Below are 24,234 nucleotides of genomic sequence, written 5' to 3'. Positions count from 1 at the left end.
AGATTGTGTATATAGGCGAATTTGTGAGAAAAGCCGAATTGCCCTAAAATACAGTGCTTTGCTCTGTCCGGCCAGCCTATTCTCTTTCTTGCGCTCGGCGACGCGACATCCCACCAATTGATAGGACTGTTATGACCCACGTTGTCACCGAATCGTGCATCCGTTGTCGTTACACCGACTGCGTCGATGTATGCCCGGTAGATTGTTTCCGGGAAGGCCCGAATTTCCTCGCCATCGATCCTGACGAGTGCATCGACTGCGCCGTCTGTGTCGCCGAGTGCCCGGTGAACGCGATCTATGCCGAAGAAGACGTGCCTGGCGACCAGCAGCAGTTCATCAAGCTGAACGCCGATCTCGCGCGCTTCTGGCCTTCGATCACCAAGACGAAGCCGGCCCTGCCAGACGCGGAAGAGTGGAAAGACGTCAAGGACAAACTCGACCAACTGGCCCGCTAATACCGCCGCTGCGCCGCCCGTTCGGCGCCGGCCCGGGGTCGTTCTGCATGGCAGTGCTGGCTGCCATCGCCTCACCAATCAAAAATCACAGGAAGTAAGCGCATGACTATCAGTGCCACCCACGAAGCGGGCAGCATCGCTCCCAACAGTTCCTTCGCCGGCGCCATCGAAGCGGATGCCGTGATCATCGGCGCGGGCCCGGTCGGCCTGTTCCAGGTGTTCGAACTCGGCCTGCTCGAAATCAAGGCCCACGTCATCGATTCGCTGCCGGCCGTCGGCGGCCAGTGCGTGGAACTGTATCCGGACAAGCCGATCTATGACATCCCTGCCGTCCCGGTGTGCACCGGCCAGGAACTGACCGACAACCTGCTCAAGCAGATCGAGCCGTTCGAGCCGACCTTCCACCTGGGCCAGGAAGTGACGACCGTCCAGCGCCGCGAAGACCAGCGCTTCAACGTCGAGACCTCGACCGGCACCCGGTTCATCACCAAGACCATCTTCATCGCGGCCGGCGTCGGTTCGTTCCAGGCGCGCACGATCAAGGTCGACGGCATCGACAAGTACGAAGGCGAGCAGCTGTTCTACCGCGTCAAGGATCCGGCACGCTTCGAAGGCAAGAACCTGGTCATCTGCGGCGGCGGCGACTCCGCGCTGGACTGGGCCCTGAACTTCGTCGGCAAGGCCGAGTCGGTCGTGCTGGTGCACCGCCGCGATGACTTCCGCGCCGCCCCGGCCTCGGTCGCCAAGATGAAGGCCCTGTGCGACGAATACGAAATGCAGCTGATCACCGGCCAGGTGACCGGTTTCGACGAAAAAGACGGCCAGCTGACCGAAGTGAAGGTCACCGGCGCCGACGGCGTCACCCGCCGCGTGCCGCTGGACATGCTGCTGGTGTTCTTCGGCCTGTCGCCGAAGCTGGGTCCAATCGCCGACTGGGGCCTGGACATCGAGCGCAAGCAGCTCAAGGTGATGGACACCGAGAAATTCGAGACCAACGTCCCGGGCATCTTCGCCGTGGGCGACATCAACACCTATCCGGGCAAGAAGAAGCTGATCCTGTCGGGCTTCCACGAAGCCGCGCTGGCCGCCTTCGGCGCCGCGCCGTACATCTTCCCGGACAAGAAGATCCACATGCAGTACACGACGACCTCGCCGAAGCTGCACAAGATCCTGGGCGTCGAAACCCCGGTGTTCGATTAAAGAAGGCCTTGCCGCCACGGTTACCGCGTTCAACCAGCGTTCAGTAACTTGGCGGCGACAGAGTCCCCTGAAGCGCCCCGCCTTGCGGGGCGTTTTGCTTTATGTGGGCCGACCAACGGAGCGGGTCCGGGTAAATATGCTACAAGTGCACCATGCATAAGGGATGGCGCAAGCCCTTGTTTCCACCGGCCAACGCAAATCCCCTATAATCGGATGAAGCTTATGCGCGGGCGATATTAGCGCAGTGTCAATACGAAGGAATACTTTATGCTTTATCAACTGCACGAGATGCAACGCTCCTTCCTGACCCCGCTGATGCAGTGGGCCGATGCGTCCTCGAAACTGTTCTCCAATCCCGTGTCGCCGTTTGCGCACACCCCATTTTCCCAACGTATCGCCGCCGGCTACGAGCTGATGTACCGTCTCGGCAAGGAATACGAAAAACCGGCCTTTGGCCTCAAGACCACCACCATCAACGGTGAAGAAGTCGGCATTGTCGAGCGCATCGTCGTCGACAAGCCGTTCTGCAAGCTGCTGCACTTCAAGAAAGACATGGGCGACGCCGCCTTCGCCGCCCTCGATCAGCCGTCGGTGCTGGTCGTGGCGCCATTGTCCGGCCACCACGCGACACTGCTGCGCGACACCGTGAAAGCCCTGCTGGTCGAGCACGACGTCTACATCACCGACTGGACCGACGCCCGTATGGTGCCGCTGTCCGACGGCCCGTTCCACCTGGACGACTACGTGTTCTACGTCCAGGACTTCATCCGCCACCTGGGCCCGGACGTGCACGTGATCTCGGTGTGCCAGCCGACGGTGCCGGTGCTGGCCGCGATCGCCCTGATGGCAAGCAACAAGGACCCCAAGCTGCCCCGGACGATGACCATGATGGGCGGCCCGATCGACCCGCGCAAGTCGCCCACCGCGGTCAACGACCTGGCCATCGAAAAGCCGTATTCGTGGTTCGAGAACACCGTGATCTATTCGGTGCCGGGCAATTACCCGGGCTTCGGCCGCAAGGTCTATCCGGGCTTCCTGCAGCACGCCGGCTTCATCGCGATGAACCCGGGCCGCCACGCCCAGAGCCACCGCGAGTTCTACCAGCACCTGGTGCGCGGTGACGATGACTCGGCCGAGGCGCACCGCAAGTTCTACGACGAGTACAACGCCGTGCTCGACATGCCGGCCGAGTACTATCTCGATACCATCAAGACCGTGTTCCAGGACTACAGCCTGCCGAAGGGCACCTGGAAAGTCGGCGGCCAGCTGGTGCGTCCGCAAGACATCGAGTCGGTCGCCCTGCTGACCGTCGAAGGCGAGCTTGACGATATCTCGGGCCTGGGCCAGACCAGCGCCGCGCTGACCCTGTGCAGCGGCATCCCGAAGGAAAAAAAGCACGACTTCGTGGTCGAGAAAGCCGGCCACTACGGCATCTTTTCGGGCCGCCGCTGGCGCGAGATCGTGTGTCCGAAGATTACCGAGTTCATCCGCGCGAACGGCTGAACCGGGGACGAACAACGCAAAAGCCGTGGCATGCCACGGCTTTTTTTCTTGCTCGCTCGGCTTCAGCGTCCCGGCTTCAGCGCCCCATGACCACCTGCGCCACGCGCCCGGTCGCGATCGCGACCAAGGCATAACTTTCGCCGGCATCGACCCACTGGTGCCCGCGCGGCGGCTTGGTCAGCCGCAATGCGCGCCAGTCTTCGACCACGTGCTGGTGCGCCTGGTAGCGTGCCGGCAGGCGCTCGCCGCGCCGCACTTCCCCGGTCGCTTCCACGCTGCGGTAGCGCGTCGGACTCAAATGCGCGACCTGCGCACGTCCGGCCTGCGCGTCTTCATCCGCCTTGGCGTCCCGCTGCAGCAAGCCATCGCCTGCCGAAAAGATGGCGGCGAACAGCAGCGGCCCAATCAACTCGTTCATGTCCCATCCCCGGTGATCCAGCGTGAGCCGACAGTACAGCAGGATTGTGACAAGTCGTCTGTTAGCTCTCCCACGTAGCGAATGGATGAGCGCAGCCGGGTCCGCCAAAAGGCCGTCCGGTCGCATCCAGCCCCGTTTTGGCGGATAATGTCGGCTTGACCAGATTGAATCGCCCGCAGATCCTCCCCCCCGTGACCAGCCCCCTCGCCGACCAGCTCGAAGACCTGCTGCCGCAGACCCAGTGCACCAAATGCGGCTATCCCGCCTGCCGCCCGTATGCCGAGGCCATGGCGCGCGGCGAAGCCGAGATCAACCAGTGTCCGCCGGGCGGCATGGAAGGCGTGCGCCGCCTGGCCGCCGCGACCGGACGCGCGGTTATTCCGATCAATCCTGCCAACGGGGTCGAGCGAGCGCGCCCGGTCGCCTTCATCGACGAGTCGCTGTGTATCGGCTGTACGCTGTGCATCCAGGCCTGCCCGGTCGATGCGATCCTGGGCGCGGCCAAGCAGATGCACACCATCCTGCCGAGCCTGTGCACCGGCTGCGACCTGTGCGTCGCGCCCTGCCCGGTCGACTGCATCGCGATGATCCCCGTCACCGGCGAACGCACCGGCTGGGACGCCTGGAGCCAGCAGGACGCCGACGCGGCGCGCGAGCGCCACGATTTCCGCACCGCGCGCCTGCGCCGCGAGCGCGAGGAAAACGATGCCCGCCTGGCCGCCAAGGCCGTCGAAAAAATGCGCGCGGTGACCGCCGAAGTGACGAACACCCCGGAAGAACTGGCCGAGAAGGAGCGCAAGCGCGCCATCATCGCCGCCGCCATGGAACGCGCCCGCCTGAAGGCGGCCGGCAACCAGGACAAGAACTGAACCAGATGAATCCCGCCAAACGCCTGGAAATCTTTACCCGCTTTCGCGCCGCCAATCCCAAGCCGACCACCGAACTCGAGTTCACGACGCCGTTCGAACTGCTGATCGCGGTTTTGCTGTCGGCCCAGTCGACCGACGTCGGCGTCAACAAGGCCATGCGCCGCCTGTTCCCGGTGGCGAACACGCCGCAGGCGATCCTCGACCTCGGCATCGACGAGCTCAAGACCTATATCTCGACCATCGGCCTGTACAACACCAAGGCCAAGAACGTGATGGCGACCTGCCAGATCCTGGTCGAGCAATACGGCGGCGAAGTGCCGCCCGTGCGCGAAGCGCTGGAATCTCTCCCGGGGGTCGGCCGCAAGACCGCCAACGTGGTGCTCAATACGGCTTTCGGCGAGCCGACCATGGCGGTCGACACCCACATCTTCCGCGTCTCGAACCGGACCAAGATCGCGCCCGGCAAGAACGTCGACATCGTCGAACAGAAGCTGCTGAAATTCGTGCCCAAGGACTTCTTGCACGACGCCCACCACTGGCTGATCCTGCACGGCCGCTACACCTGCGTGGCGCGCAAGCCAAAGTGCTGGAACTGCCTGATCGCGGACCTGTGCGAGTTCAGGGACAAGACGCCGGCGCCGGCCGGCGTGCTCGATCCGGCGTTGGCCGCGGCCAACGCGGCGACTTAGCGTCGCAACTTAGCGTCGCAACTTAAACCCGGGTTTCGCCGCTGGCGAACGACGCGCGCACGATGCGTCCGTCGACCACCTCGTACACGCACAGCATCTCGACCGTGCCCTTCCCTTCGGGGAAGTTGCGGGTGACGATCTCGAGGTCAGTGACGAAGTTGCCGAGCACCGTGCGCGACAGCAGGCGCGCCTGCAGGTCGGGTTCGACAAAGCGCGCTTCGTAGCGCGGACGGATCTGGTCGTGGCCTTCGGCCAGCAGCGCGCCGTGCAGGGCGAATTGCTGCGCGTTGGGCGCATAGGTGGCCATCAGGGCGTCGAGGTCCTTGGCGTTGTAGGCGTCCAGTTGGGCCTGGACCACGGCGAGAGGGGAAGTTGGCGTCATTGGCATTCGATCGGTAAGGAAGCGCGCCGCCGCTTGTCCGGACGATCCGGGCAACACGGGCGCGTGCGCATCTTACGCTGTCTGGCGTGCGCCGTTAAGCGAGCGCCTTGCGCCATGGCGCGGCCGGCGCCGCTTGCGGCTGCTGTTCGACCTTGAACACGCTGACTACCTCGTTCAGGGCCACGGTCTGGTCGCGCAGCGACTGCGCCGCGGCGGCGGCTTCCTCGACCAGGGCCGCGTTCTGCTGGGTCGCGCTGTCCATTTCCGTCACCGCCTCGTTGACCTGGGCGATGCCCTGGCTCTGTTCGCTGCTGGCGGCGCTGATCTCGCCGATGATGTCCATCACCTGGCGCACGCTGGCGACGATCTCGCCCATCGTCGCCCCGGCCTCGCCGACCAGGCGGTTGCCATCCTCGACGCAGGTGGCCGATGCGGCGATCAGTTCCTTGATCTCCTTCGCCGCGACAGCCGAACGCTGGGCCAGCGTCCGCACCTCGCCGGCGACGACCGCGAAGCCACGACCCTGCTCGCCCGCGCGCGCCGCTTCGACCGCGGCGTTGAGCGCCAGGATATTGGTCTGGAAGGCGATGCCATCGATGACGCCGATGATGTCGGTGATCCGGCGCGACGAGGCGCTGATCGAGGCCATGGTGCCCACCACTTGCTCGACCACCTTGCCGCCCTTGGCCGCCACGTCGCAGGCCGATACCGCCAGCTGGCTGGCCTGGCGCGCATTGTCGGCGTTCTGGCGCACGGTCGAGGTCAGCTCTTCCATGGACGAGGCGGTTTCCTCGAGCGCGCCGGCCTGGCGCTCGGTGCGCGCGGAGAGGTCGAGGTTGCCCTGCGCGATCTCGTGCGAAGCCACGGCGATGCTCTGCGCGCCGCCGCGCACCTGCAGCACGATGCGCTGCAGGCTGGCCGACATCTCCTTCAGGGCCAGCAGCAGCTGGCCGGTCTCGTCGTCGCTACGAACCGTGATCGCGGTGCGCAGGTCGCCGGCGGCCACGCTGCGCGCCGCTTCCACCGCCGCGTCGAGCGGCCGGGTGATCGAGCGCGACACCAGCACGCCGGCCGCCACCGCCGCCAGCGCGCCGAGCAGCATCAGGCTGTAGCTGAGCGTGGTCGCGCGCGCGCCGACGGCGTCGGCCTGCCGCACGCTGGCGGCGCTGAGCGCCGACATCTTCTTTTCCGCCTGCACCAGCAGTTCGGCCGGCGCCCGGTCCTTGCCCTTGACCGCCACGTCGCCGGCGGCGGGGTCGAAGCCGGCCGCGACGAAGTCCTGGTAACCGCGCCGGTAATCAAGGCCCATCTGCGCATGCGCGGCGCCGAACCGCGCCACCAGCGTGCGCACTTCTCCTTCGGGCAGGCTGGCCAGCAGGGCCGCGACCTGGGCGGCCACCTCGGCTTCGTTCTGCTGGAACGCGGCCCAGTACTTGTCGCGCTCGCCATCATCCTTGCCGCGCAGGAGCGTGTTCTTCCATTCCTGGAGCTGCTTGCGGAAGTGGGCCAGCATGGCCTCGACCTGCGTCGATTGCCCTTCCATGGCGACCGCCTGGCGGTAAGTGTCGACGGAGCGGTTCAGCTGGCTCATGCCGAAGAAACCGGCGCAGGCGACGAGCAGGGTGACGGCTGCAAAACCCAGGGGGAGCTTGCGGCTTAGCTTCATGTGGTGATCCTGAAAAACTGGGAATGCGGCCCGGCTGGGCGGATATGCACAGTGTATAGGCTGGCGGGCGGTTTATCACCGCCAATAGATCTTTCCAGACGGAAAGTGATACGGAACAGCGCTTACGTCCTGTCAGCGCGACACATCGCTGGCAGGAGCAAGCGCTTACTGATTACAAAAGCACCATATTGTCGCGGTGAACCAGCTCAGGCCCCTCGACGAAGCCCAGGATGCGCTCGATCTCTGTCGAGGAATGGCGCATGATGCGGCGCACCTCGCTGCTGGCATAGTTGGTCAACCCGCGTGCCAGCGGCTTGCCGGCCTCGTCGACGCAGGTGATCACCTGGCCGCGGCCGAACTCGCCGTTCACGGCCAGCACGCCAATCGGCAGCAGCGACTTGCCCTCTTTCGTCAGCTTGGCCACGGCGCCGGCGTCGATCACGACTTCGCCCGTGGTGTGCAGGTGGTCGACCATCCACTGGCGGCGCGCCGTCAGGCGGCCGGTGGCGGCCAGCAATTGGGTGCCGATCGCTTCGCCGCCGGCCAGGCGCGTGAGCACGTCCGGCTCGCGGCCCCAGGCGATCACGGTATGGGCGCCGGAGCGCGCCGCGCGCTTGGCGGCCAGCACCTTGGTCAGCATGCCGCCGCGGCCGATGCTGCTGCCGGCGCCGCCGGCCATCGCCTCCAGGGCCACGTCGCCGGCCTGGGCCTGCTCGATCAACTGGGCGTCAGGATTCTTGCGCGGGTCGGCCGAGTACAGTCCCGGCTGATCGGTCAGGATGACCAGGGCGTCGGCCTCGATCAGGTTGGCGACAAGGGCGCCGAGCGTGTCGTTGTCGCCGAACTTGATCTCGTCGGTGACGACGGTGTCGTTCTCGTTGATGATCGGAACCACGTTCAGGCGCAGCAAGGTGGTCAGCGTCGAGCGCGCATTCAGGTAGCGTTCGCGGTCGGCCAGGTCGGCGTGGGTCAGCAGCACCTGCGCGGTTTTCACGCCGTGGGCGCTGAAGCTGGATTCATAAATCTGGGCCAGGCCCATCTGGCCGCAGGCGGCGCAGGCCTGCAATTCATGGATGTCGGTCGGGCGTTTGGTAAAACCGAGGCGCAGCATGCCCTCGGCGATGGCGCCCGAGCTGACCAGGACGACGTCCTTGCCGAGCGCGCGCAGTGCGGCGATTTGAAAGGCCCAGCGGGCGATGGCGGTATGGTCGAGGCCCCTTCCCTCGTCGGTGACGAGGGAGGAGCCGACCTTGACGATGATGCGGGAGGCTTGGTGCAGTACGGAATTCATGGCGACAGGATTTTCCCCCGCGGTCGCAACGCGAGCAGGGAAAGTCCTGCCAGCAGTTCAACCGCGCAGACGACTAATAATACCCCCGAGGGCAAGCCGATCGCGAAAGCCGCAACGAGGCGGCCGGCCGGCTGGGCCAGGAGGAACAGGGCAGTAAGGTCGCCGAGGATGGGCTGGTCGCCCTGCCTGGCCGCCAACAGCGCCAACCCCGCGGTAGCGAGGCGGATGCCGACGTAGATGGCGTAGAACTGGCTGTAGCCGTTCACGCCGACGAGAAACAGGCCCATCGCGGCCGCGATGCGGTCGGGATCGAGCATGGCCGCGAGCGCGGCCAGCGAACTGGCGGTCGCGACCAGCTGCAACAGCTGGCCGCGCAGCCAGGCGCGGGTCCATTTGGTGGCAGGTAGTACGCTTGCGCTCAAGTTCAGTCTTCGATGATCTTGAAGCGTGGATCGTCAGGATCGATCGACGAGATGCCGCGCGCTTCCTCGGTCATCGAGGTTTCTTCGGCGCGCTGCTCGGAATGGCGCTTTTCTTCGAGGTGCAGGTAGATCGCGTTGATCAGGTCCTGGCAGCCTTCGCGGTTGAGGGCCGAAATCTCGAACACGGGGCCTTTCCAGGCCAGGCGCTTGATGACGTCCTTGACGCGCTTCTTGCGCTCGGCGTCGTCGAGCACGTCGAGCTTGTTCAGCACCAGCCAGCGCGGCTTGTTGAGCAGCTCTTCGTCGTACTTTTCGAGTTCCTTGATCAAGGCCTTGGCTTCCTTGACCGGATCGACCTTCTCGTCAAACGACGACAGGTCGACAATGTGCAGCAGCAGGCCGGTGCGCGCCAGGTGGCGCAGGAACTGGTGACCCAGGCCGGCGCCTTCGGACGCGCCTTCGATCAGGCCCGGAATGTCGGCGATCACGAAGCTCTTTTCGTGCGACACGCGCACCACGCCCAGGTTCGGGTGCAGGGTGGTGAACGGATAGTCGGCGATCTTCGGCTTGGCGTTCGACACGGCCGTGATGAAGGTGGACTTGCCGGCATTCGGCATGCCCAAGAGGCCCACGTCGGCCAGCACCTTCAGCTCGAGGCGCAGGGTGCGGCGCTCGCCATCCTTGCCCTCGGTCTTCTGGCGCGGCGCGCGGTTGGTCGAGGTTTTAAAGTGGATATTGCCCCAGCCGCCCTCGCCGCCCTTGGCCAGCAATTCGGTCTGGCCGTGCTCGGTCAGGTCGGCGATGATCTCGCCATTATTGTCGTCGATGATCAGCGTGCCGACCGGCATGCGGATAGTAATATCTTCGGCGCCCTTGCCATAGCAATCGGAGCCGCGGCCCGGTTCGCCGTTCTTGCCGGTATGGACTTTCGAGTAACGGAAGTCGACCAGGGTATTCACATTGCGGTCGGCAACCACGTAGATCGAGCTGCCCTTGCCGCCGTCGCCGCCGTCCGGACCGCCGAATGGGCGGAACTTCTCGCGACGGAACGAGGCGCACCCGTTGCCGCCGTCGCCAGCGATGACTTCAATTCTTGCTTCGTCAATAAACTTCATGATTGTGACCGCTAAAAAACTAAAAAGGCCCTACCGTGGGCAGAGCCTTTCGATGGAAGGCTTGCGCCTTGCAAAGAAGCGCCGCTGATGCGGCGCAAATGCGTTATTACGCTGCGACTGCTTCGTTAGCAACGACGGTCACGAACTGCTTCGAGCCCACGCCTTGCTTGACGAACTTGACGGTACCGTCGACCAGCGCGAACAGGGTGTGATCCTTGCCGGTGCCGACGTTGGCGCCAGCGCGCACTGGGGTGCCGCGTTGACGGATGATGATGCCGCCGGCGTTGATTGCCTGGCCGCCGTAGACTTTCACGCCAAGGCGTTTGCTTTCTGAGTCACGGCCGTTGCGGGTAGTACCGCCGCCTTTTTTGTGTGCCATTGTATTACTCCTTGATGACTAATGCTGGGAACCGGACGGCGATTAGCCGTTGATCGAAACGATCTGGATTTCGGTGAAGTTCTGGCGATGGCCCTGACGCTTCTGGTAGTGCTTACGACGGCGCATCTTGAAGATACGGACCTTGTCGTGACGACCATGCGAAACCACTTTCACCAGCACCGTTGCACCTTCGACCAGCGGAGCACCAAACTTGATGCTGTCGCCCGCGCCAACGGCGAGGACCTGATCGATCGTGAGTTCGGAACCAATGTCAGCCGGTATCTGTTCTACTTTAAGTTTTTCACCAGCGACAACTTTGTATTGCTTGCCACCGGTTTTTATGACCGCGTACATGATTTGAAACCTCATCAAATGTTAAAAGAATCCGCCAGCAACAGAGCCCCGCGCAAGCGCGCTGGACTGTTCGTAAGCCGGGGAACAGGGGATTATACATAAATCGCCGCGATGCGTCAAAAGCGACTGACGATCTCTTCCGTACGTGGCATGCCGCCAACGCCGCACCGACGCCCAGGATCCGCTCAAGAGCGAGCTCTACCCTGCCGGCGGGACGGATATCCCTTGCATACCGTATAATCGCGGCACTCTTATAGTTAACCCACGTTTCGCAGGTCAGCCTTGTCAGCCGCCACTCAACACGCCCAACAGAACTCCATCGTCCAGTCGATCGCCCCAGACATGGAGGCCGTCAACACGGTGATCCGCCAGCGGCTGCATTCCGACGTCACCCTGGTGAACCAGATTGCCGAGTACATCATCAGCGCAGGCGGCAAGCGCATCCGTCCAGTGCTGGTGCTGCTGCTGGCCAATGCCTACGGCTACCGCGGCACGGCCCACCACGAACTGGCCGCCGTGGTCGAGTTCATCCACACCGCGACCCTGCTGCACGACGACGTGGTCGACGAATCCTCAATGCGCCGTGGCCGCCAGACCGCCAACGCCCTGTTCGGCAATGCCGCCTCGGTGCTGGTGGGCGACTTCCTGTACTCGCGCTCGTTCCAGATGATGGTCGGCCTGGACAATATGCGCGTGATGCAGATCCTGTCCGACGCCACCAACGTGATCGCCGAAGGCGAAGTGCTGCAGCTGCTGAACATGCACGACCCGGACGTGACCGAGGCCGCCTACCTCTTGGTGATCCGCTCCAAGACCGCCAAGCTGTTCGAAGCGGCGGCCGAGCTCGGCGCCCTGGTGGCCGGCGCCAACGACGAGCAGATCGCCGCGGCCGGCGAATACGGCCGCTCGCTGGGCACGGCCTTCCAGCTGATCGACGACGTGCTCGACTACGCGGGCGACGCCGCCGAGATCGGCAAGAACCTGGGCGACGACCTGCGCGAAGGCAAGCCTACCCTGCCCCTGATCTGGCTGATGGAACATGGCACGCCGGAACAGCGCGCGCTGGTGCGCAACTGCATCGAGCAGGGCGACGAGCAGCAATTCGATGCGGTGCTGGCGGCGGTGACGTCCAGCGGCGCGCTGGATTACACCCGCAAGCAGGCCGAGGAAGCGGCCCGCCGCGCGTCGAATGCGATCGCCGATTTGCCCGACAGCGTCTTCAAAAACAGCCTCCTCCAGCTCAGCAGCTTCGCTGTTGACAGGAACCACTAAGTGATTTTATAGTAATGCCTTCCCGGGGTGACCTGTAAAGACACCCCGAACCGTCGGGGTGTAGCTTAGCCCGGTAGAGCGCTACGTTCGGGACGTAGAGGCCGGAGGTTCGAATCCTCTCACCCCGACCATTTCTTCTCGTTGATTCTCAACGATTTTCCTTGGTTCTCAAGGACTTACAGTACCAATGTCGCGAGTGAGTGTTACACCAGCTGAGGAGCAAGCTGTGTGTAGCCACCTAATCAAACGCGGCAGCCGGTATTCGATTCGCCGCAAAATCCCTGTTGACTTGCAGAGCCATTACGGCCGCACCCAAATAGTCAAAGCACTTGGCACCAGTGACCGCCGCGAAGCTGAACAGCTTTGCCGTATCGAGGGTGTCAAGTTCGATGTGGAGTTCGCGAGCGTTCGTGCCGCGCTTGCCGCTTCCGCTCCAACTCAGCCCACGCCTGCACCGCCCGCGCCACTGGTTCGCCCATTCGGATCAACGCGGATGAGGTTGCATCGCGAACGCTCGGCCCACCGGCGGGACGCTGCTGCTGCACAGGGTTATGAGGCTCTGGCCGCGTTCAATGAACGAATGAGGCGCGGCCTTGACGATCAAGAAGTGATTCTGTGTGGCGATTCAGGGAAGTCTGGCCCTGATCCAGTCGAGCCAAGTCGGGGGCATGGTGATGCTTCGCGGGCTGTCTTGGTCTTCATCGTCGTAGTAAGTTAATTTGTCCGTCTCAATACCGATGGGTTCATGTCCCGGCTCTCCATCCCAAAAGACCTTGTAGCGTCTCCTTGCAAGAAGCGCCCCTTGCTCATTAAGGACAGTCAGCTGAACGGCTTCCATACCATCCCCAAAGAAGGGACTGTTGTCCACTCCGCTTCCACAAATGTTGATGATGTATTTCTTGCCATTAAAAACTTTGACCCCGCCATTTAATTTCTCGTTGTAGTTGTTAATACGGCAGTCAGTTCCATCCCCATGACCGCCAATCAACGTCCCTACTGAGAAAACAACAACAAGCCAAATAATGACAATGGGGGTCATCTTGATAAATTCTTGACTTGGGGATTCAGCAGTTTTAAAGACCCTAAAAGCTTTGTATCCAAAGAAGACAAGGATACCAAAGACAAGTGCAAGCCCTGTCTCTTTGGCAAAGTACAGCGAGGCTAGAACAAGTCCGTTGTGGAATCGGCGCGGGAGAAACCAGTCAATGACAATCCATACTAAAATCAGAACAATGATTGAAGCAAGAATTAAGGCCAAATTCTTTAGCGACTTGTAAAAGTATTCCCGCATGGTCAACATACCGTGTCCGCTTTGAATACGGCTGATTGGTTGGAATTACTGCCCCCGAACATCAGCCGTTTGGTTTACATGCTTCTTCCAAAGTTAGTTTGATTGGCTTTGGCAGCTTGACTTTCTTAGGTTCCGTGTAGATTGCGAAATCGCCACCTCGGCCAAATTTCTCTCGCCATTTGTGATAATCGCTATTGCGAACGGGATAGTACACGTCCTGTGTGCGCATCTCGCCGAACATGCCCTTGAGGATGTCAACAGGCTTGTCGAAACCATCTTCCGTGTATGGGCCGTTCCCCCACTGTATGTCCTCGCCATAGTTGGCCGCAAGATCCGACGCAACAGCAGTCGGAACAAGTATTACACCGTTCCGGTTCCAATGGCCCAGGTATTGAGAAGCTTTCTTGCCCGGCTTGTCTGCGAATGAGTAGCTGTCCCGCGCATAGACATAAATGTGCGTCACCTCAACATGAGACTGGCAACAATAGACCGGGGCAGCCCCCTTAGGATACTTGTAATACTTCTCTGTGTAGACGCGGGCCTCAGCTACCGCCGCGCATAAGGCGAAGTTCGCCAAGGATGCTGTAAGATCAGTTAGGCCGTAACTCCAATCCAGTGTGTCGAAGTTGCTCACGACCTCCCTTTGGAATTGAAATTCTTTGTGCAGCTTCTGGATGTTACGGCCTGAATGGGCAAAGGCATCGAGTTCCCCTGAATAGGCGATGCCGTTGTCAATGAATTTCCGTGTTAACAGGTGCCCGACTTTCTCCCTGATTAACTTAATCGCCCTGTCATTGTAAATTCCACTACTGATTAGATGCTCGTATTTAGCCCGTACTTTCGGATACTTCAATACGAAATCCATTGACACAATCTTGGTATCTACCATGTCGTCTGGGTAGACGTACTTCGAATCGTTCTGAATCTCATGTTTTCTACCATTGAACCACCGCCTTGCCAGCTTAGCGGCGACGGGGAAACCCATGTGTTCCATCGCCTCCGGTAGATCAAGCATGTCGAATGGTGGCGGGGCTTTGCACTCCTCAACGGGTTCCTTGCTTTTGACTTGTGCGTTTGAGACCTTGGACGCCTGCGCGGCCTTTTCGCTCATAGCTCCGGCAGCAACCGCTGGCGAGGGGGCAGCTTTCTTTGCCTCTTGCTCTTGCGCAGCGGCTTTTGGATCAAGCTTCGGCTTCTCTGCTTTCTTCGGCTCAGGCGGCTTCTCGCCGGGCAACGGCGGGGGCTTTCTCTCCATGAGGATTGCCGCCTGCGGGTTCTTGAGCGGCTTACAGCCTTCCGTCTTGTCGACCAGCTTCCAGACCTTCTGGAGCGCAAAGAACCCGGCGAAGTCGAGCCTGTAGTACGGGATTCGGATTTGCGCTGGCATGGACTCTCGGGCAAGCAGATGGGAAGCTGACATTGTTGCTTGCCTTGCTCTGGGACAGGTTAGCGAACGTCAACTCAGGGAGTGGGCTAAGGCCTTCCAGTGCCTATGGATGCGAGCGGTCCTCCAAGGTGGCGACTTGTCATTCAGTCTGCTACACTACAGCTTTCCACGTGTAACACTGCACGCGACGTAAGTCATTGATTTGTAACGGCTCGGTGAAGTTCGAATCCTCTCACCCCGACCACAGAATTCAAAAAGCCAGACCAGGCATCAGCCGGTCTGGCTTTTTTCATTGTTACATGCCTGGCGTGGTCTCCACCGGCGCTCTTTGCTGGGCATCGAACGCCATCGCCAGGATGTCTGGTTGCCTACGCCAGTTCGGTGACGAACTGCGAAAACGGGCGACGCACTTTCTTCAGGTCGACCAGCCAGTCTCCTTCATCCGCACGGTAGCCAATAGGCAACAGGATCACCGAACGCAATCCCCGTTCGCGCAGCTTCAGGATCTCATCCACCTTGGCAGGATCGAACCCTTCCATCGGCGTGGCATCCACCTTTTCCTCGGCTGCGGCAATCAGCGCACTGCCGAGGCCGATATAAGCCTGGCGCGCGGCGTGTTCGAAATTGGTCTGGGCATCGCGTTGCGGATACGTCGACAGCAACTGCTGGCGGTAGGCTTCCCAGCCTTCGTTTCTGAAGCCGCGCTCGGCGTTCACCAGATCGAACATCGCGTTGATGCGCTCAGCCGTATAGTTATCCCACGCGGCAAACACGAGCAGATGCGAGGCTTCCGTCACCTGCGCCTGGTTCCAGGCATGCGCCCTGATCTGTTCACGCAGAGCCTCGTTCGTCACCACGAACATCTCGTACTGTTGCAGCCCACTGGAACTGGCCGTCAGGCGCACCGCTTCGAGAATGCGGTCGATCTTCTCCTTGGCGACCTTCTTGGTTGGATCCATTTTTTTGGTGGCGTAACGCCACTGCAAGGTTTGCAAGACATTGGACATGCAGAATTCCTTCTATGTGAGTGAATAATGCGCCATGATGCCCGACCCCGCAGTTTCTTGCCGAGCGCCGCCCAATCTGCCCGCGGCATGTGTTTATTTCACCTACCTCTTCCACTCAAAACGTACTGCGCAACCGAACGCCCAGCTGACGCGGCGTCCCCACCAGCACCCGCATGGCGCCGTCGGCGGACGTGTAATAAGCGCCCTGGGTCGGGCTGCTGGCCAGGTTCGGCACGAAGGACGTGGCGTAGTTGGCGTACAGCGACAGTTGCGGGCCGAGCTTGTAGAGCGCGCCGAAGCGCCGCAGCACTTCCGAGCCGGAGATATTCTGCGTCTCCACGAACTCGAGGCCAACGCCCTCCTCCTGGCGGTAGCGCTGGAACCTTACCGAGGCCGCGACGATCCAGCGCTCGCCGAGCGCCATGCTGTCCTGGGCGAACACCGAGGTGGTGGACTCCGGCATTCCTTCCCGATGTGGCCCCATGGCTAAGTACGGCACGCTCAAGCCCGGGAACTCTGGACCATTGTCCTTTGGTCTGATTGAACGATGAATATCTCTCCCGTAGGATGACATTCTCAAACTCAGGTTTCTCGGGGAGGCGCCTCATGATTCTCGCTAAACTTTCTCATCCGGCCCGCGTGGCGGCGGGATGCTGTCTTCTTGCCTTGTCCGCCTGTTCCAATCAAGCGTTGAACCACGAGCTTGCCGCCAGTCGGGAGGCGGTCGATCAAGCGCAGATGGCGGGTGCGGAGGTCAACGCTCCCGCGAATTACGGTGTCGCGGTCGACAAGCTGGGGCGGGCCAATGCCGCCGCCACCGGCCACCACAAGCATGACGCGATGCGCCTGGCCGAGCAGGCCAAGGTCGACGCCAATCTGGCGCGTGCCAAGAGCGAATCGACCCAGGCCAGGCTCGCGGCCGCCGAGATGGCCAAGAGTAATCAGATATTGCGCGAGACAATCAACCGCGCATACCCGAACCAGTAGAGGTGAGAGATGAACCACATCCTTCGATCAAGCATGGGCGCGGTCATTGCCGGCATCATCGCAGCGGGATGCTCGACGACCCCGCCTGCGTCCAATGTGGCTGCCGCCAATACCGCTATCGGCAACGCCCAGCAGGCGATCGACCAGGCGTCCGCCGATCCCCACGTCGCCAAATACGCTGCAAGCGAACTGGAACGCGCAAGCGCGTCGCTGCAGAAGGCGAAAACGGCGTGGAATGACAAGCATGACCTGACGACCACGACGCATTTCGCCTATATCGCACAGCAACGCGCCGCGACGGCGCAGGAATTCGCAGGCGAGCGGGCGGCGGGCGAGGCAGTGACGGTTGCGGCGGCGGAACGGGACCAGGTGTATTCGTCGCTTGCAGCAAGAAGCGGCAAACCGAAAGCAATCACGGAACTGGCGCAAAAAGACCTGGTAGGCTTCGCCCCCGGCCGAGCGAACATCCCGGCCAGCGCCAAGCGCGCGCTTGACGAGTTGGCAGCCACATTGAAAAGCAATCCCGAGCGCGAGGTCGTGATCGAAGGGTATACGGACAATATCGGCGGTCGCCGTTACAACCAGGCCCTGGCCATGAGACGGGCAGATGCGGTACGTGTCGCCCTGCTCCAGCGTGGCATCAACTCCGGCCGCATCGCCATCCGGTCTCACGGCGAACAGAATCCGGCGGCCAGCAACAAGAGCAGGATCGGGCGTCTGGAAAACCGGCGTGCGGAAGTCGTCACGGGCGACTCCAACACGCAAATGCTGGGTTCGTCACAAATCTCTTCCACGACGTCGAGCGACGAAAACGGGCAATCCAGGCAACCCGAGCGATGATGCCTGGGGCACGGATCTGCATGCGCATGGTCCGGATATCCTCGCCCCAGCGACAGGATTGGAAAAGCCAGATACGGTGAGCCGGTCTGGCTTTTTTACTGCTTGCAGGTCTTCCGGCGTCGGACCGTGATGTTCAGGCCAGGGCATATCGGCTCGGGTAATCACCAGTGTTTGTTCCAATACCGCCATCCGTTTTATGATATGCATCGCAAGCCGGTCATTGCCGTCACCGGCTGGCATCCAACCTTCAACCAAAAGGAATCCCATGTCCGAAACCCTCACCGTCACCACCGCCGACCGCAGCTTCGACTGCTACGTCGCGCGTCCCGATGTCGTCGGCACCTACCCTGTGATCATTGTGATCCAGGAAATCTTCGGCGTGAACGCCGGCATCCGCAGCATCGCCGACAACTACGCCGCCAAGGGCTATATCGCTGTCGCCCCCGACCTGTTCTGGCGCACCGACCCAGGCATCCAGCTCTCGGAGGCGAATGAAGCCGACGTCGCCAAGGCCTTCTCGATGTACCAGGCCTATGACTTCGACCACGGCGTGCAGGACATCGCCGCCACCATCAGCGCCGCGCGCACGATGGAAGGCAGCACCGGCAAGGTCGGCGTCACCGGCTATTGCCTGGGCGGCCTGATGACTTACCTGGCCGCGGCCCGCACCGATGGCGACGCCTTCGCGGCCTATTATGGCGGCGGCACCGACCAGTACCTGCACGAGGCCAAGCATATCGGCGCTCCCCTGCTCTACCACCTGGCCGGCGCCGACGAATACATCGGACCGGAAGCGCAGGCGCAGATCAAGGCCGCGCTGGAAGGCAAGGCCGATGCCGAAGTGCATGTGTACCCGGGCCGCGACCACGCCTTCGCCCGTCCGGGCGGCAGCCACTACGACCATGACGATGCGACGCTGGCCAACAGCCGCACCGACGAGTTCTTCGCCCGCACCCTGCGCTAAGAGCCCTGCATCAAGCCCTATCGACTGCCGGCGCCATGCCGGCAGGCGCCGTTCCCACTTCGCTTCCCTTCACTGATCCGCTTTTTTCCGCACGCCGCCATGCGTGCGGCGTTCCTCCAAGGCTCATGCTCTAATTCCAACGCCGCTGGACTCCAGACCGTCCGGCACGCCTTGCCTTGGAGAAGCCATGCTCGAATCCGTCGGTACGCCCACGCTCTATCTCTCATTCTCCGCCTTCGTGGTGGTCATGCTGGCCATCGACTTCTTCGGGCTCAAGACCGCCGGCGACCACAAGGTCAGCACCAGGGAAGCGGCCCTGTGGTCGCTCGTGTGGATCACGGTCGCCCTCGCCTTCGGCGGCTGGTTCTACTGGTACCTGGACGGCATCGCCGGGCCCGTCGTCGCGCGCGACAAGGCCCTGGAATACCTCACCGGCTACCTGATCGAAAAATCCCTGGCGGTCGACAATGTGTTCGTGTGGATCACCCTGTTCAGCTTTTTCGGCGTGCCGGCCCAGTACCAGAAACGCGTGCTGATGTATGGCGTGCTCGGCGCCATCGTGCTGCGCGCCATCCTCATCTACCTGGGCGCCCTGCTGCTGGCCCAGTTCCACTGGATCCTCTACGTATTCGGCCTGTTCTTGCTGTACACCGGCATCCAGATGCTGATGTCGGCCGACAGCGAACCCGACCTGGCCGACAACAAGCTGCTGAAATGGCTGCGCGGCCATATGCGCATCACCAACGAATACCATGGCGAACGTTTCTTCGTCATCCAGAACGGCCTGCGCTACGCCACCCCGATGTTCATCGTGCTGATCATGGTCGAGATCACCGACGTCATCTTCGCGGTCGACTCAATCCCGGCGATCTTCGCCGTCACCAGCGACCCGTTCATCGTGTTCACGTCGAACGTGTTCGCCATCCTGGGGCTGCGCGCGATGTACTTCCTGCTGGCCGACATGGCCGACCGCTTCCACCTGCTCAAGTACGGCCTGGCCGGGATCCTGATCTTTATCGGAATCAAGATGCTGCTGCTCGATATCTACAAGATTCCGACCGGTATCGCGCTCGGGGTCGTCGGCGCCATCCTGGTCGTCTCGGTCGTCGCGAGCCTGCTGACGACCAAGCCGACCAAGCCGCAGAAGACCCCGCCACCGGCCGCCTGAGAGTCGACGCCGCGCAAGCCCGCGCGGCGCTTCTATCCCGCTGGAACGCCAACTCTCCCGAAGCCTGATCTTCGCCAGAGCCGCCGCGTTCGCTCCGACTACTGTATCTCGACCACCCCGCCGCGCCCATCAGGGTGCGGCGGCATGGCGTCTTGACACGAAAGGAGAATCTCATGGCGAGGTTCGGCGTAGAAGCAATCCGGTACTTCAACCATGCGCGCGCCGCCGGCGTGAGCACGGCGGGAGACCTCACGTACACCTTTAATAGAAGCAATGGGTTCGACAGCAAGTTGCGCTCGGCCGGGCACACGCGCGCCTTCTACTGGGCCAATACCGACGTCTGGGAGACCGACATCCGCGACGTCGACCAGGGCGGGAGCGACCGCAACTGGGTCGACGACGTCGACCTGTTCTGGATCGAGACGCACGGCAATTCCGAGGCCGATGGCCGGGCGCGCATGCTGTACGACATCGCGCACAGCGAATGGCGCACCTGGTCCGACGGGTGGCAACTGGGCGAGGACTGGAACAGCGAATGGGTGATGGCCTATTCCTGCCACACCGTCAACCTGGACGCCGTCGCCGGTCTGTGGAACATCTTCGCGCGCCTGCACATCTATTGCGGCGCCTGGGGCGACATGTACGACGGCATCACCACCGACGAATGCGGCGAGGACGTGGCCGACAACCTGGTCGACGGCGACACCGTCTCCAGCGCCTGGCACGACGGCGTGTCCGACTGGTGGGTCGACAACCATCCGGTCACCGTCTGCGTGGGCGACGCCGCCACCTGGAATGGCGGCGCCATCCGCTGGGATCTGTCCGCCCTGAACCGCGACCACCTGTGGGGCCACGGCGGCGTGAGTCCCGACCTGGCGCCGGCGCAGCAGGCATGTCTCTTGTGGAAGTGGACGGAGGGCTGAACCATGAACCAGCAAACCCTGATCGATACCCTGATGAAGACCGGCGCGCATGCCGTGCCCGGCCGCGCCGACGTGATCGCGCTCACCCCGCTCACCCGCGACGACGCGCGCGCCAACATGAACCGCTTCCTGACCGCGCTGCACGAAGCCGACATCTGCCGCCACGATCGCGCCAACCTCGCCGACCGCGGCGAGCGCAGCGTGGTGTACCTGGCCGATGGCGCGCGCGCCGTGGTCTACCACGCCTCGGGCGCGCTGCAGTACGTGTCCGGCCTGGCGCCGTTCCAGGCGCCTTACCAGCGCCTGGAAGAAACGCCGGTGCTCGTGCGCCAGCTGGAGCAAGCCGCGCAGCGCATCGACATCGGCGCCTGGGTCGGTGAGCGCGGCAGCCTCGCCTTCGAGCGCCTGTGGCAGACCAAGGCGCGCGGCAGCGACCGCGAGCAGAAGCTGTCGGACACGCTGCTGGTGCGCGCCACCGGCGCCTGGCGCCATGCGGTGGGAGAAATCCCGGTGCTGGGCGCCGCCTCGGTGGCGCTGCGCCTGGCCGGCGACGGCACGGTTGACGCGCTCGCGCTGAACATCCGCCACAGCGATGCCGAAGTGCTCGACAGCGCGCCCGTCATCGAGGCCGAACTGGCGGCGCGCCAGCTGGCCGAACGCCTGGCCAGCGTGCTGGGCAAGTCGAAGGACCGGCTGCCGAGCGACGTCGTGCAGTCGGCCGTGATGCGCTTCGGCTATCTCGACCTGGGCAAGCGCAAGGCCCAGCGCGTGCTGGCCCCGGCCTACGTGGCGCAGGTCGTGCTGCAGCACCGGCTCGAGCGCCAGGCCTATGTGCTGGCGGTGTCGGGCACCGAGCGGCCGTACATCGAGCTGCCGCTATTCGGCAACGAGGCGCCGGTGGTGCGCTCGCGTGGCTTGCATCCGGAGTGCCGTGACGGGGCATCGTGATCCGGTCACACCACGGCTGAGCGCACCTCCTGCAACAGCGACCTGATCTCGGGCAGGCACGACCCGCAGTTGCCGCCGGCCCGCAGGCAGGCGGTCACCTCGGCCGGCGTCGTCAAGCCCTGCTTCGCGATCGCCGCGCAGATCGTGTTGCGGCCGACGCCGAAGCAGGAGCAGACGGTCGGTCCCGGGTCCGGCCCCAGCGTCGGCGCGCGGCCGGCCAGCAAGGTCGCGCGTTCGCGTGCGCTCAGTTCGGCTTGCGCGAACAATCCGCCGAGCCAGGCGCGCGCCGGCAAGTCGGGCCGGCGCGACGCGAACAGGCAGGCTTCCAGGCGACCATCGACCACGAGCGCCGCCCGCAGCATGCCTTCCGACTTGTCCTCGTACTCGATCCAGTCGGCGTCCTCGTCCGCCCCGAGCAGCGCGCGCGCCATCGCGGGCGATACCGGCTCGCGACCGCCCAGCTCATAGCGCAGGAAGCCGCTGCCGCGCACGCGCGTCCAGTGCGCCACCCGTTCCAGGTTCAGTTCGGTGCGGCTCAGGATGAAGCCATGCCAGGCCACGCCGAACGGTTCCACCCGCACCGGCGTGTGCTTGAACTCGGGCTCGCCCGACACCGGATCGACCTCCGGATTGACCAGTGCGCCGACGCGCGCATCGGAGGCGTTGTGCCCATTCCAGTGGATCGGCACGAACACCGCGCCGCGCGCGATGCCGCCGCCATGCGCCACGCGCGCCACCATCGCGCCCCACTGCGAGCTCACACGGGCCAGTTCTCCTTCGCGCACGCCGGCCAGCAGCGCGTCGTGCGGATGCAAATCCACGAAGGGTTCCGCGGTGTGGCCGGCCAGGCGCGGCGACTTGCCGGTGCGCGTCATCGTATGCCATTGGTCGCGCAGGCGCCCGGTGTTGAGCGCCAGCGGATACTCGCCGCCCGGCGCGTGCACAGGCGCGCGCGGTGTGGTCGCCACGAAGCGCGCCTTGCCGTCCGGGTGAGAGAAACGACCATCGCCGAACAGCCGCGCGGTGCCCTCGGTCGGCGCGCGCAGCGGCCATTGCACCGGTTGCAGCGCATCGTAGGCCGCGCGGTCCATGCCGACCAGCGGATCGAGCCGGAAAGCGCGGCGGTAGCCGTCTTCGTCATTCTTCCAGGTGGACAGGCGCGCGTGCTCATCAAAAATCGCGTGCGCGCCGTCGTAATCGAAGCCGGCAAAGCCCATGCGCCGGGCCACCTCGCACAGCGCCTGCCAGTCGGCGCGCGCTTCTCCCGGCGCCGGCAGGAAGGCGCGCTGGCGCGAGATGCAGCGCTCGGAATTGGTCACCGTGCCATCCTTCTCGCCCCAGGCCAGCGCCGGCAGCAGCACGTGCGCATACGGCGCGACGTCGGTGTTCGCCACCACGTCCGACACCACCACCAGTTCGCAGGCGGCCAGCGCGCGCCGCACCTGGTCGGCGTCCGGCATGCTGACTACCGGATTGGTGGCCATGATCCACACCGCCTTGACCTTGCCCGCCTCCACCGCGCGGAACAGGTCCACCGCCTTCAGGCCCGGCTTGTCGGCGATGCGCGGCGCGCCCCAGAAGCCGCGCACCGCCTCGCGGTGGCCGGCGTTGTCCAGGTCGAGGTGGGCCGCCAGCATGTTCGCCAGGCCGCCCACTTCGCGTCCGCCCATCGCGTTCGGCTGGCCGGTCAGCGAGAACGGGCCCATGCCGGGACGGCCGATGCGGCCCGTCGCCAGGTGGCAGTTGATGATGCCGTTGACCTTGTCGGTGCCGCTCGAGGACTGGTTCACGCCCATCGAGAACGCCGTCACCACTTTTTCGGTGCGCGCGAACAGTTCATAGAAAGCGCGCAGCTGGGCCGGATCGACGCCGCAGGCGCGCGCCACCTCCTCCACGCCACCGCCAAGCCTGGCTTCGTCCAGCGCCGCTTCCAGGCCGCTGGTATGCGCCGCGACGAAAGCGTGGTCGACGGCGCCTTCGCGCGCCAGATGGGCCAGCAGGCCGTTGAACAGGCGCACGTCGCTGCCCGGCTTGAGCGGCAGGTGCAAGTCGGCCAGTTCGCAGGTGGCCGTGCGGCGCGGGTCGAGCACGACGATCTGCAGTTCGGGCCGCGCTTCCTTCGCCTTGGCGATGCGCTGGAACAGCGTCGGATGGCACCAGGCGGCGTTCGAGCCGACCAGCACGATCGCGTCGGCCAGTTCGAAGTCCTCATAGCAGCCCGGCACCACGTCTTCGCCGAAGGCGCGCTTGTGGCCGGCCACGGCGGACGACATGCACAGGCGCGAATTGGTGTCGATATTGGCGCTGCCGACGTAGCCCTTCATGAACTTGTTGGCGACGTAGTAATCCTCGGTGAGGATCTGGCCCGAGACGTACAGCGCCACCGCATCCGGCCCGTGTTCGGCGATGATGCGTTTGAAGCCGTCGGCTACGGTGTCCAGCGCCTCCTCCCAGCCGGCGCGCGCCATGGCGCCATCGCGCCGGACCGCTGGCGTCAGCAGGCGGCCATCGAGACCCAGCGTCTCGCCCAGGGCCGAACCCTTGACGCACAGGCGGCCGCGGCTGGCCGCATGATCGGCGTCGCCCTCGATCAGCGCGCCGCCATCGCCCAGCGGCGTGGCTTTCACGCCGCAGCCGACGCCGCAATAAGGACAGGTGGTGCGGATTTCTTGCAGCGGGATCGGCATGTGCGACATAAATGACT

The 24,234-nt window shown here is 63.4% G+C and carries 26 protein-coding genes and 1 tRNA gene; 14 read left to right on the top strand and 13 right to left on the bottom strand.

Going from position 1 to position 24,234, the window contains the following annotated elements; all coding sequences use genetic code 11:
- The first annotated feature begins 131 nt into the window (after positions 1 to 131).
- The 3 genes from fdxA to KY496_RS24300 all read left to right on the top strand — a co-directional run bounded on the left by fdxA (position 132) and on the right by KY496_RS24300 (position 3,158).
- A complete protein-coding gene (fdxA, locus tag KY496_RS24310; RefSeq protein ID WP_005668458.1) occupies positions 132 to 455 on the top strand; it encodes a ferredoxin FdxA in 324 nt (107 codons plus the stop codon).
- A gap of 102 nt (positions 456 to 557) precedes the next feature.
- Complete coding sequence (locus KY496_RS24305; protein ID WP_005668455.1) at positions 558 to 1,655, top strand: NAD(P)/FAD-dependent oxidoreductase; 1,098 nt, start codon at positions 558 to 560, stop codon at positions 1,653 to 1,655.
- Positions 1,656 to 1,922: 267 nt separating this feature from the next.
- Positions 1,923 to 3,158, top strand: coding sequence for a polyhydroxyalkanoate depolymerase (locus KY496_RS24300; RefSeq protein WP_005668454.1), 1,236 nt, complete (start codon positions 1,923 to 1,925; stop codon positions 3,156 to 3,158).
- Between the two features lie 76 nt (positions 3,159 to 3,234).
- Here KY496_RS24300 and KY496_RS24295 read toward each other — a convergent pair whose 3' ends face one another.
- Positions 3,235 to 3,576, bottom strand: a complete 342-nt coding sequence (locus KY496_RS24295) for an RcnB family protein (RefSeq protein WP_005668452.1) — start codon at positions 3,574 to 3,576, stop codon at positions 3,235 to 3,237.
- A 191-nt stretch (positions 3,577 to 3,767) separates the two neighbouring features.
- On the opposite strand from KY496_RS24295, the gene rsxB reads away from it, so the two are divergent.
- Positions 3,768 to 4,445, top strand: coding sequence for an electron transport complex subunit RsxB (gene rsxB / locus KY496_RS24290; RefSeq protein ID WP_051205134.1), 678 nt, complete (start codon positions 3,768 to 3,770; stop codon positions 4,443 to 4,445).
- Between the two features lie 5 nt (positions 4,446 to 4,450).
- Entirely contained in the window at positions 4,451 to 5,134 is a 684-nt protein-coding gene (nth, locus tag KY496_RS24285) for an endonuclease III (RefSeq protein WP_219862800.1), read from the top strand.
- A 22-nt stretch (positions 5,135 to 5,156) separates the two neighbouring features.
- Here nth and KY496_RS24280 read toward each other — a convergent pair whose 3' ends face one another.
- From KY496_RS24280 to rplU, 7 genes are all read right to left on the bottom strand, one after another.
- Positions 5,157 to 5,516: a nuclear transport factor 2 family protein gene (locus KY496_RS24280; protein ID WP_005668447.1), complete on the bottom strand. Its 360-nt coding sequence runs from the start codon at positions 5,514 to 5,516 to the stop codon at positions 5,157 to 5,159.
- A gap of 94 nt (positions 5,517 to 5,610) precedes the next feature.
- Positions 5,611 to 7,182, bottom strand: a complete 1,572-nt coding sequence (locus KY496_RS24275) for a methyl-accepting chemotaxis protein (RefSeq protein ID WP_219862798.1) — start codon at positions 7,180 to 7,182, stop codon at positions 5,611 to 5,613.
- A 172-nt stretch (positions 7,183 to 7,354) separates the two neighbouring features.
- Positions 7,355 to 8,473, bottom strand: a complete 1,119-nt coding sequence (proB, locus tag KY496_RS24270) for a glutamate 5-kinase (RefSeq protein WP_184235189.1) — start codon at positions 8,471 to 8,473, stop codon at positions 7,355 to 7,357.
- The gene (locus KY496_RS24265; RefSeq protein WP_005668441.1) at positions 8,470 to 8,895 is read right to left on the bottom strand and encodes a hypothetical protein; all 426 of its coding nucleotides are present in this window, start codon (positions 8,893 to 8,895) and stop codon (positions 8,470 to 8,472) included. The genes proB and KY496_RS24265 overlap by 4 nt, the downstream gene beginning before the upstream one ends.
- Before the next feature lie 2 nt (positions 8,896 to 8,897).
- On the bottom strand, positions 8,898 to 10,010 hold the full coding sequence (gene cgtA / locus KY496_RS24260) for an Obg family GTPase CgtA (protein ID WP_005668439.1): 1,113 nt from the start codon (positions 10,008 to 10,010) through the stop codon (positions 8,898 to 8,900).
- A gap of 106 nt (positions 10,011 to 10,116) precedes the next feature.
- A complete protein-coding gene (rpmA, locus tag KY496_RS24255; protein ID WP_005668438.1) occupies positions 10,117 to 10,389 on the bottom strand; it encodes a 50S ribosomal protein L27 in 273 nt (90 codons plus the stop codon).
- A gap of 42 nt (positions 10,390 to 10,431) precedes the next feature.
- Positions 10,432 to 10,743, bottom strand: a complete 312-nt coding sequence (gene rplU / locus KY496_RS24250; protein WP_005668436.1) for a 50S ribosomal protein L21 — start codon at positions 10,741 to 10,743, stop codon at positions 10,432 to 10,434.
- Positions 10,744 to 11,025: 282 nt separating this feature from the next.
- Between rplU and ispB the strand changes: the two genes are divergently transcribed.
- The 3 genes from ispB to KY496_RS27505 all read left to right on the top strand — a co-directional run bounded on the left by ispB (position 11,026) and on the right by KY496_RS27505 (position 12,733).
- Positions 11,026 to 12,015 (top strand): octaprenyl diphosphate synthase, encoded by a 990-nt coding sequence (gene ispB, locus KY496_RS24245; RefSeq protein ID WP_184235192.1) that lies wholly within the window; start codon positions 11,026 to 11,028, stop codon positions 12,013 to 12,015.
- 54 nt (positions 12,016 to 12,069) lie between these two features.
- A tRNA-Pro gene (locus KY496_RS24240) sits at positions 12,070 to 12,146 on the top strand.
- Between the two features lie 56 nt (positions 12,147 to 12,202).
- A complete protein-coding gene (locus KY496_RS27505) occupies positions 12,203 to 12,733 on the top strand; it encodes a DUF6538 domain-containing protein (protein WP_370660080.1) in 531 nt (176 codons plus the stop codon).
- Here KY496_RS27505 and KY496_RS24235 read toward each other — a convergent pair.
- From KY496_RS24235 to KY496_RS24220, 4 genes are all read right to left on the bottom strand, one after another.
- Positions 12,641 to 13,315 (bottom strand): hypothetical protein, encoded by a 675-nt coding sequence (locus KY496_RS24235; RefSeq protein ID WP_005668433.1) that lies wholly within the window; start codon positions 13,313 to 13,315, stop codon positions 12,641 to 12,643. The two genes, KY496_RS27505 and KY496_RS24235, sit on opposite strands and share 93 nt — an antisense overlap.
- Positions 13,316 to 13,367: 52 nt before the next feature.
- Entirely contained in the window at positions 13,368 to 14,693 is a 1,326-nt protein-coding gene (locus KY496_RS24230) for a DUF6402 family protein (protein ID WP_184235198.1), read from the bottom strand.
- 368 nt (positions 14,694 to 15,061) lie between these two features.
- On the bottom strand, positions 15,062 to 15,700 hold the full coding sequence (locus tag KY496_RS24225) for an NAD(P)H-dependent oxidoreductase (protein ID WP_005668429.1): 639 nt from the start codon (positions 15,698 to 15,700) through the stop codon (positions 15,062 to 15,064).
- A 115-nt stretch (positions 15,701 to 15,815) separates the two neighbouring features.
- Positions 15,816 to 16,163 (bottom strand): TonB-dependent receptor domain-containing protein, encoded by a 348-nt coding sequence (locus KY496_RS24220; RefSeq protein ID WP_005668428.1) that lies wholly within the window; start codon positions 16,161 to 16,163, stop codon positions 15,816 to 15,818.
- A 143-nt stretch (positions 16,164 to 16,306) separates the two neighbouring features.
- On the opposite strand from KY496_RS24220, the gene KY496_RS24215 reads away from it, so the two are divergent.
- From KY496_RS24215 to KY496_RS24190, 6 genes are all read left to right on the top strand, one after another.
- Positions 16,307 to 16,687 (top strand): DUF4398 domain-containing protein, encoded by a 381-nt coding sequence (locus KY496_RS24215; RefSeq protein ID WP_005668427.1) that lies wholly within the window; start codon positions 16,307 to 16,309, stop codon positions 16,685 to 16,687.
- 9 nt (positions 16,688 to 16,696) lie between these two features.
- Positions 16,697 to 17,527: an OmpA family protein gene (locus tag KY496_RS24210; RefSeq protein ID WP_219862796.1), complete on the top strand. Its 831-nt coding sequence runs from the start codon at positions 16,697 to 16,699 to the stop codon at positions 17,525 to 17,527.
- Between the two features lie 265 nt (positions 17,528 to 17,792).
- On the top strand, positions 17,793 to 18,491 hold the full coding sequence (locus KY496_RS24205) for a dienelactone hydrolase family protein (protein ID WP_005668424.1): 699 nt from the start codon (positions 17,793 to 17,795) through the stop codon (positions 18,489 to 18,491).
- 187 nt (positions 18,492 to 18,678) lie between these two features.
- Complete coding sequence (locus KY496_RS24200; protein ID WP_005668422.1) at positions 18,679 to 19,659, top strand: TerC family protein; 981 nt, start codon at positions 18,679 to 18,681, stop codon at positions 19,657 to 19,659.
- Between the two features lie 173 nt (positions 19,660 to 19,832).
- Positions 19,833 to 20,582: a DUF6345 domain-containing protein gene (locus KY496_RS24195; protein WP_184235204.1), complete on the top strand. Its 750-nt coding sequence runs from the start codon at positions 19,833 to 19,835 to the stop codon at positions 20,580 to 20,582.
- Positions 20,583 to 20,585: 3 nt separating this feature from the next.
- On the top strand, positions 20,586 to 21,530 hold the full coding sequence (locus KY496_RS24190; RefSeq protein ID WP_219862795.1) for a hypothetical protein: 945 nt from the start codon (positions 20,586 to 20,588) through the stop codon (positions 21,528 to 21,530).
- Positions 21,531 to 21,535: 5 nt separating this feature from the next.
- Here the strand turns inward: KY496_RS24190 and KY496_RS24185 are convergent, their stop codons facing one another.
- Positions 21,536 to 24,226 carry a nitrate reductase gene (locus KY496_RS24185; protein WP_219862793.1) on the bottom strand — a complete coding sequence of 897 codons (2,691 nt, stop codon included), beginning with the start codon at positions 24,224 to 24,226 and terminating at the stop codon, positions 21,536 to 21,538.
- Positions 24,227 to 24,234 lie beyond the last annotated feature (8 nt).

Origin of the sequence: Massilia sp. NP310 (assembly GCF_019443485.1) — a bacterium.
GTDB lineage: Bacteria > Pseudomonadota > Gammaproteobacteria > Burkholderiales > Burkholderiaceae_D > Telluria > Telluria timonae.
The sequence above is the reverse complement of the archived record's forward strand: the minus strand, read 5'-3'. Positions and strand labels throughout refer to the sequence as shown.

Bases quoted from the DNA above. Each gene is read 5' to 3' on its own strand.
- fdxA (WP_005668458.1), top strand. From the start codon at position 132: ATGACCCACGTTGTCACCGAATCGTGCATCCGTTGTCGTTACACCGAC.
- KY496_RS24305 (WP_005668455.1), top strand. From the start codon at position 558: ATGACTATCAGTGCCACCCACGAAGCGGGCAGCATCGCTCCCAACAGT.
- KY496_RS24300 (WP_005668454.1), top strand. From the start codon at position 1,923: ATGCTTTATCAACTGCACGAGATGCAACGCTCCTTCCTGACCCCGCTG.
- KY496_RS24295 (WP_005668452.1), bottom strand. From the start codon at position 3,576: ATGAACGAGTTGATTGGGCCGCTGCTGTTCGCCGCCATCTTTTCGGCA.
- nth (WP_219862800.1), top strand. From the start codon at position 4,451: ATGAATCCCGCCAAACGCCTGGAAATCTTTACCCGCTTTCGCGCCGCC.
- KY496_RS24280 (WP_005668447.1), bottom strand. From the start codon at position 5,516: ATGACGCCAACTTCCCCTCTCGCCGTGGTCCAGGCCCAACTGGACGCC.
- KY496_RS24275 (WP_219862798.1), bottom strand. From the start codon at position 7,182: ATGAAGCTAAGCCGCAAGCTCCCCCTGGGTTTTGCAGCCGTCACCCTG.
- proB (WP_184235189.1), bottom strand. From the start codon at position 8,473: ATGAATTCCGTACTGCACCAAGCCTCCCGCATCATCGTCAAGGTCGGC.
- cgtA (WP_005668439.1), bottom strand. From the start codon at position 10,010: ATGAAGTTTATTGACGAAGCAAGAATTGAAGTCATCGCTGGCGACGGC.
- rpmA (WP_005668438.1), bottom strand. From the start codon at position 10,389: ATGGCACACAAAAAAGGCGGCGGTACTACCCGCAACGGCCGTGACTCA.
- rplU (WP_005668436.1), bottom strand. From the start codon at position 10,743: ATGTACGCGGTCATAAAAACCGGTGGCAAGCAATACAAAGTTGTCGCT.
- KY496_RS27505 (WP_370660080.1), top strand. From the start codon at position 12,203: ATGTCGCGAGTGAGTGTTACACCAGCTGAGGAGCAAGCTGTGTGTAGC.
- KY496_RS24235 (WP_005668433.1), bottom strand. From the start codon at position 13,315: ATGTTGACCATGCGGGAATACTTTTACAAGTCGCTAAAGAATTTGGCC.
- KY496_RS24230 (WP_184235198.1), bottom strand. From the start codon at position 14,693: ATGCCAGCGCAAATCCGAATCCCGTACTACAGGCTCGACTTCGCCGGG.
- KY496_RS24225 (WP_005668429.1), bottom strand. From the start codon at position 15,700: ATGTCCAATGTCTTGCAAACCTTGCAGTGGCGTTACGCCACCAAAAAA.
- KY496_RS24220 (WP_005668428.1), bottom strand. From the start codon at position 16,163: ATGCCGGAGTCCACCACCTCGGTGTTCGCCCAGGACAGCATGGCGCTC.
- KY496_RS24215 (WP_005668427.1), top strand. From the start codon at position 16,307: ATGATTCTCGCTAAACTTTCTCATCCGGCCCGCGTGGCGGCGGGATGC.
- KY496_RS24210 (WP_219862796.1), top strand. From the start codon at position 16,697: ATGAACCACATCCTTCGATCAAGCATGGGCGCGGTCATTGCCGGCATC.
- KY496_RS24205 (WP_005668424.1), top strand. From the start codon at position 17,793: ATGTCCGAAACCCTCACCGTCACCACCGCCGACCGCAGCTTCGACTGC.
- KY496_RS24200 (WP_005668422.1), top strand. From the start codon at position 18,679: ATGCTCGAATCCGTCGGTACGCCCACGCTCTATCTCTCATTCTCCGCC.
- KY496_RS24195 (WP_184235204.1), top strand. From the start codon at position 19,833: ATGGCGAGGTTCGGCGTAGAAGCAATCCGGTACTTCAACCATGCGCGC.
- KY496_RS24190 (WP_219862795.1), top strand. From the start codon at position 20,586: ATGAACCAGCAAACCCTGATCGATACCCTGATGAAGACCGGCGCGCAT.
- KY496_RS24185 (WP_219862793.1), bottom strand. From the start codon at position 24,226: ATGTCGCACATGCCGATCCCGCTGCAAGAAATCCGCACCACCTGTCCT.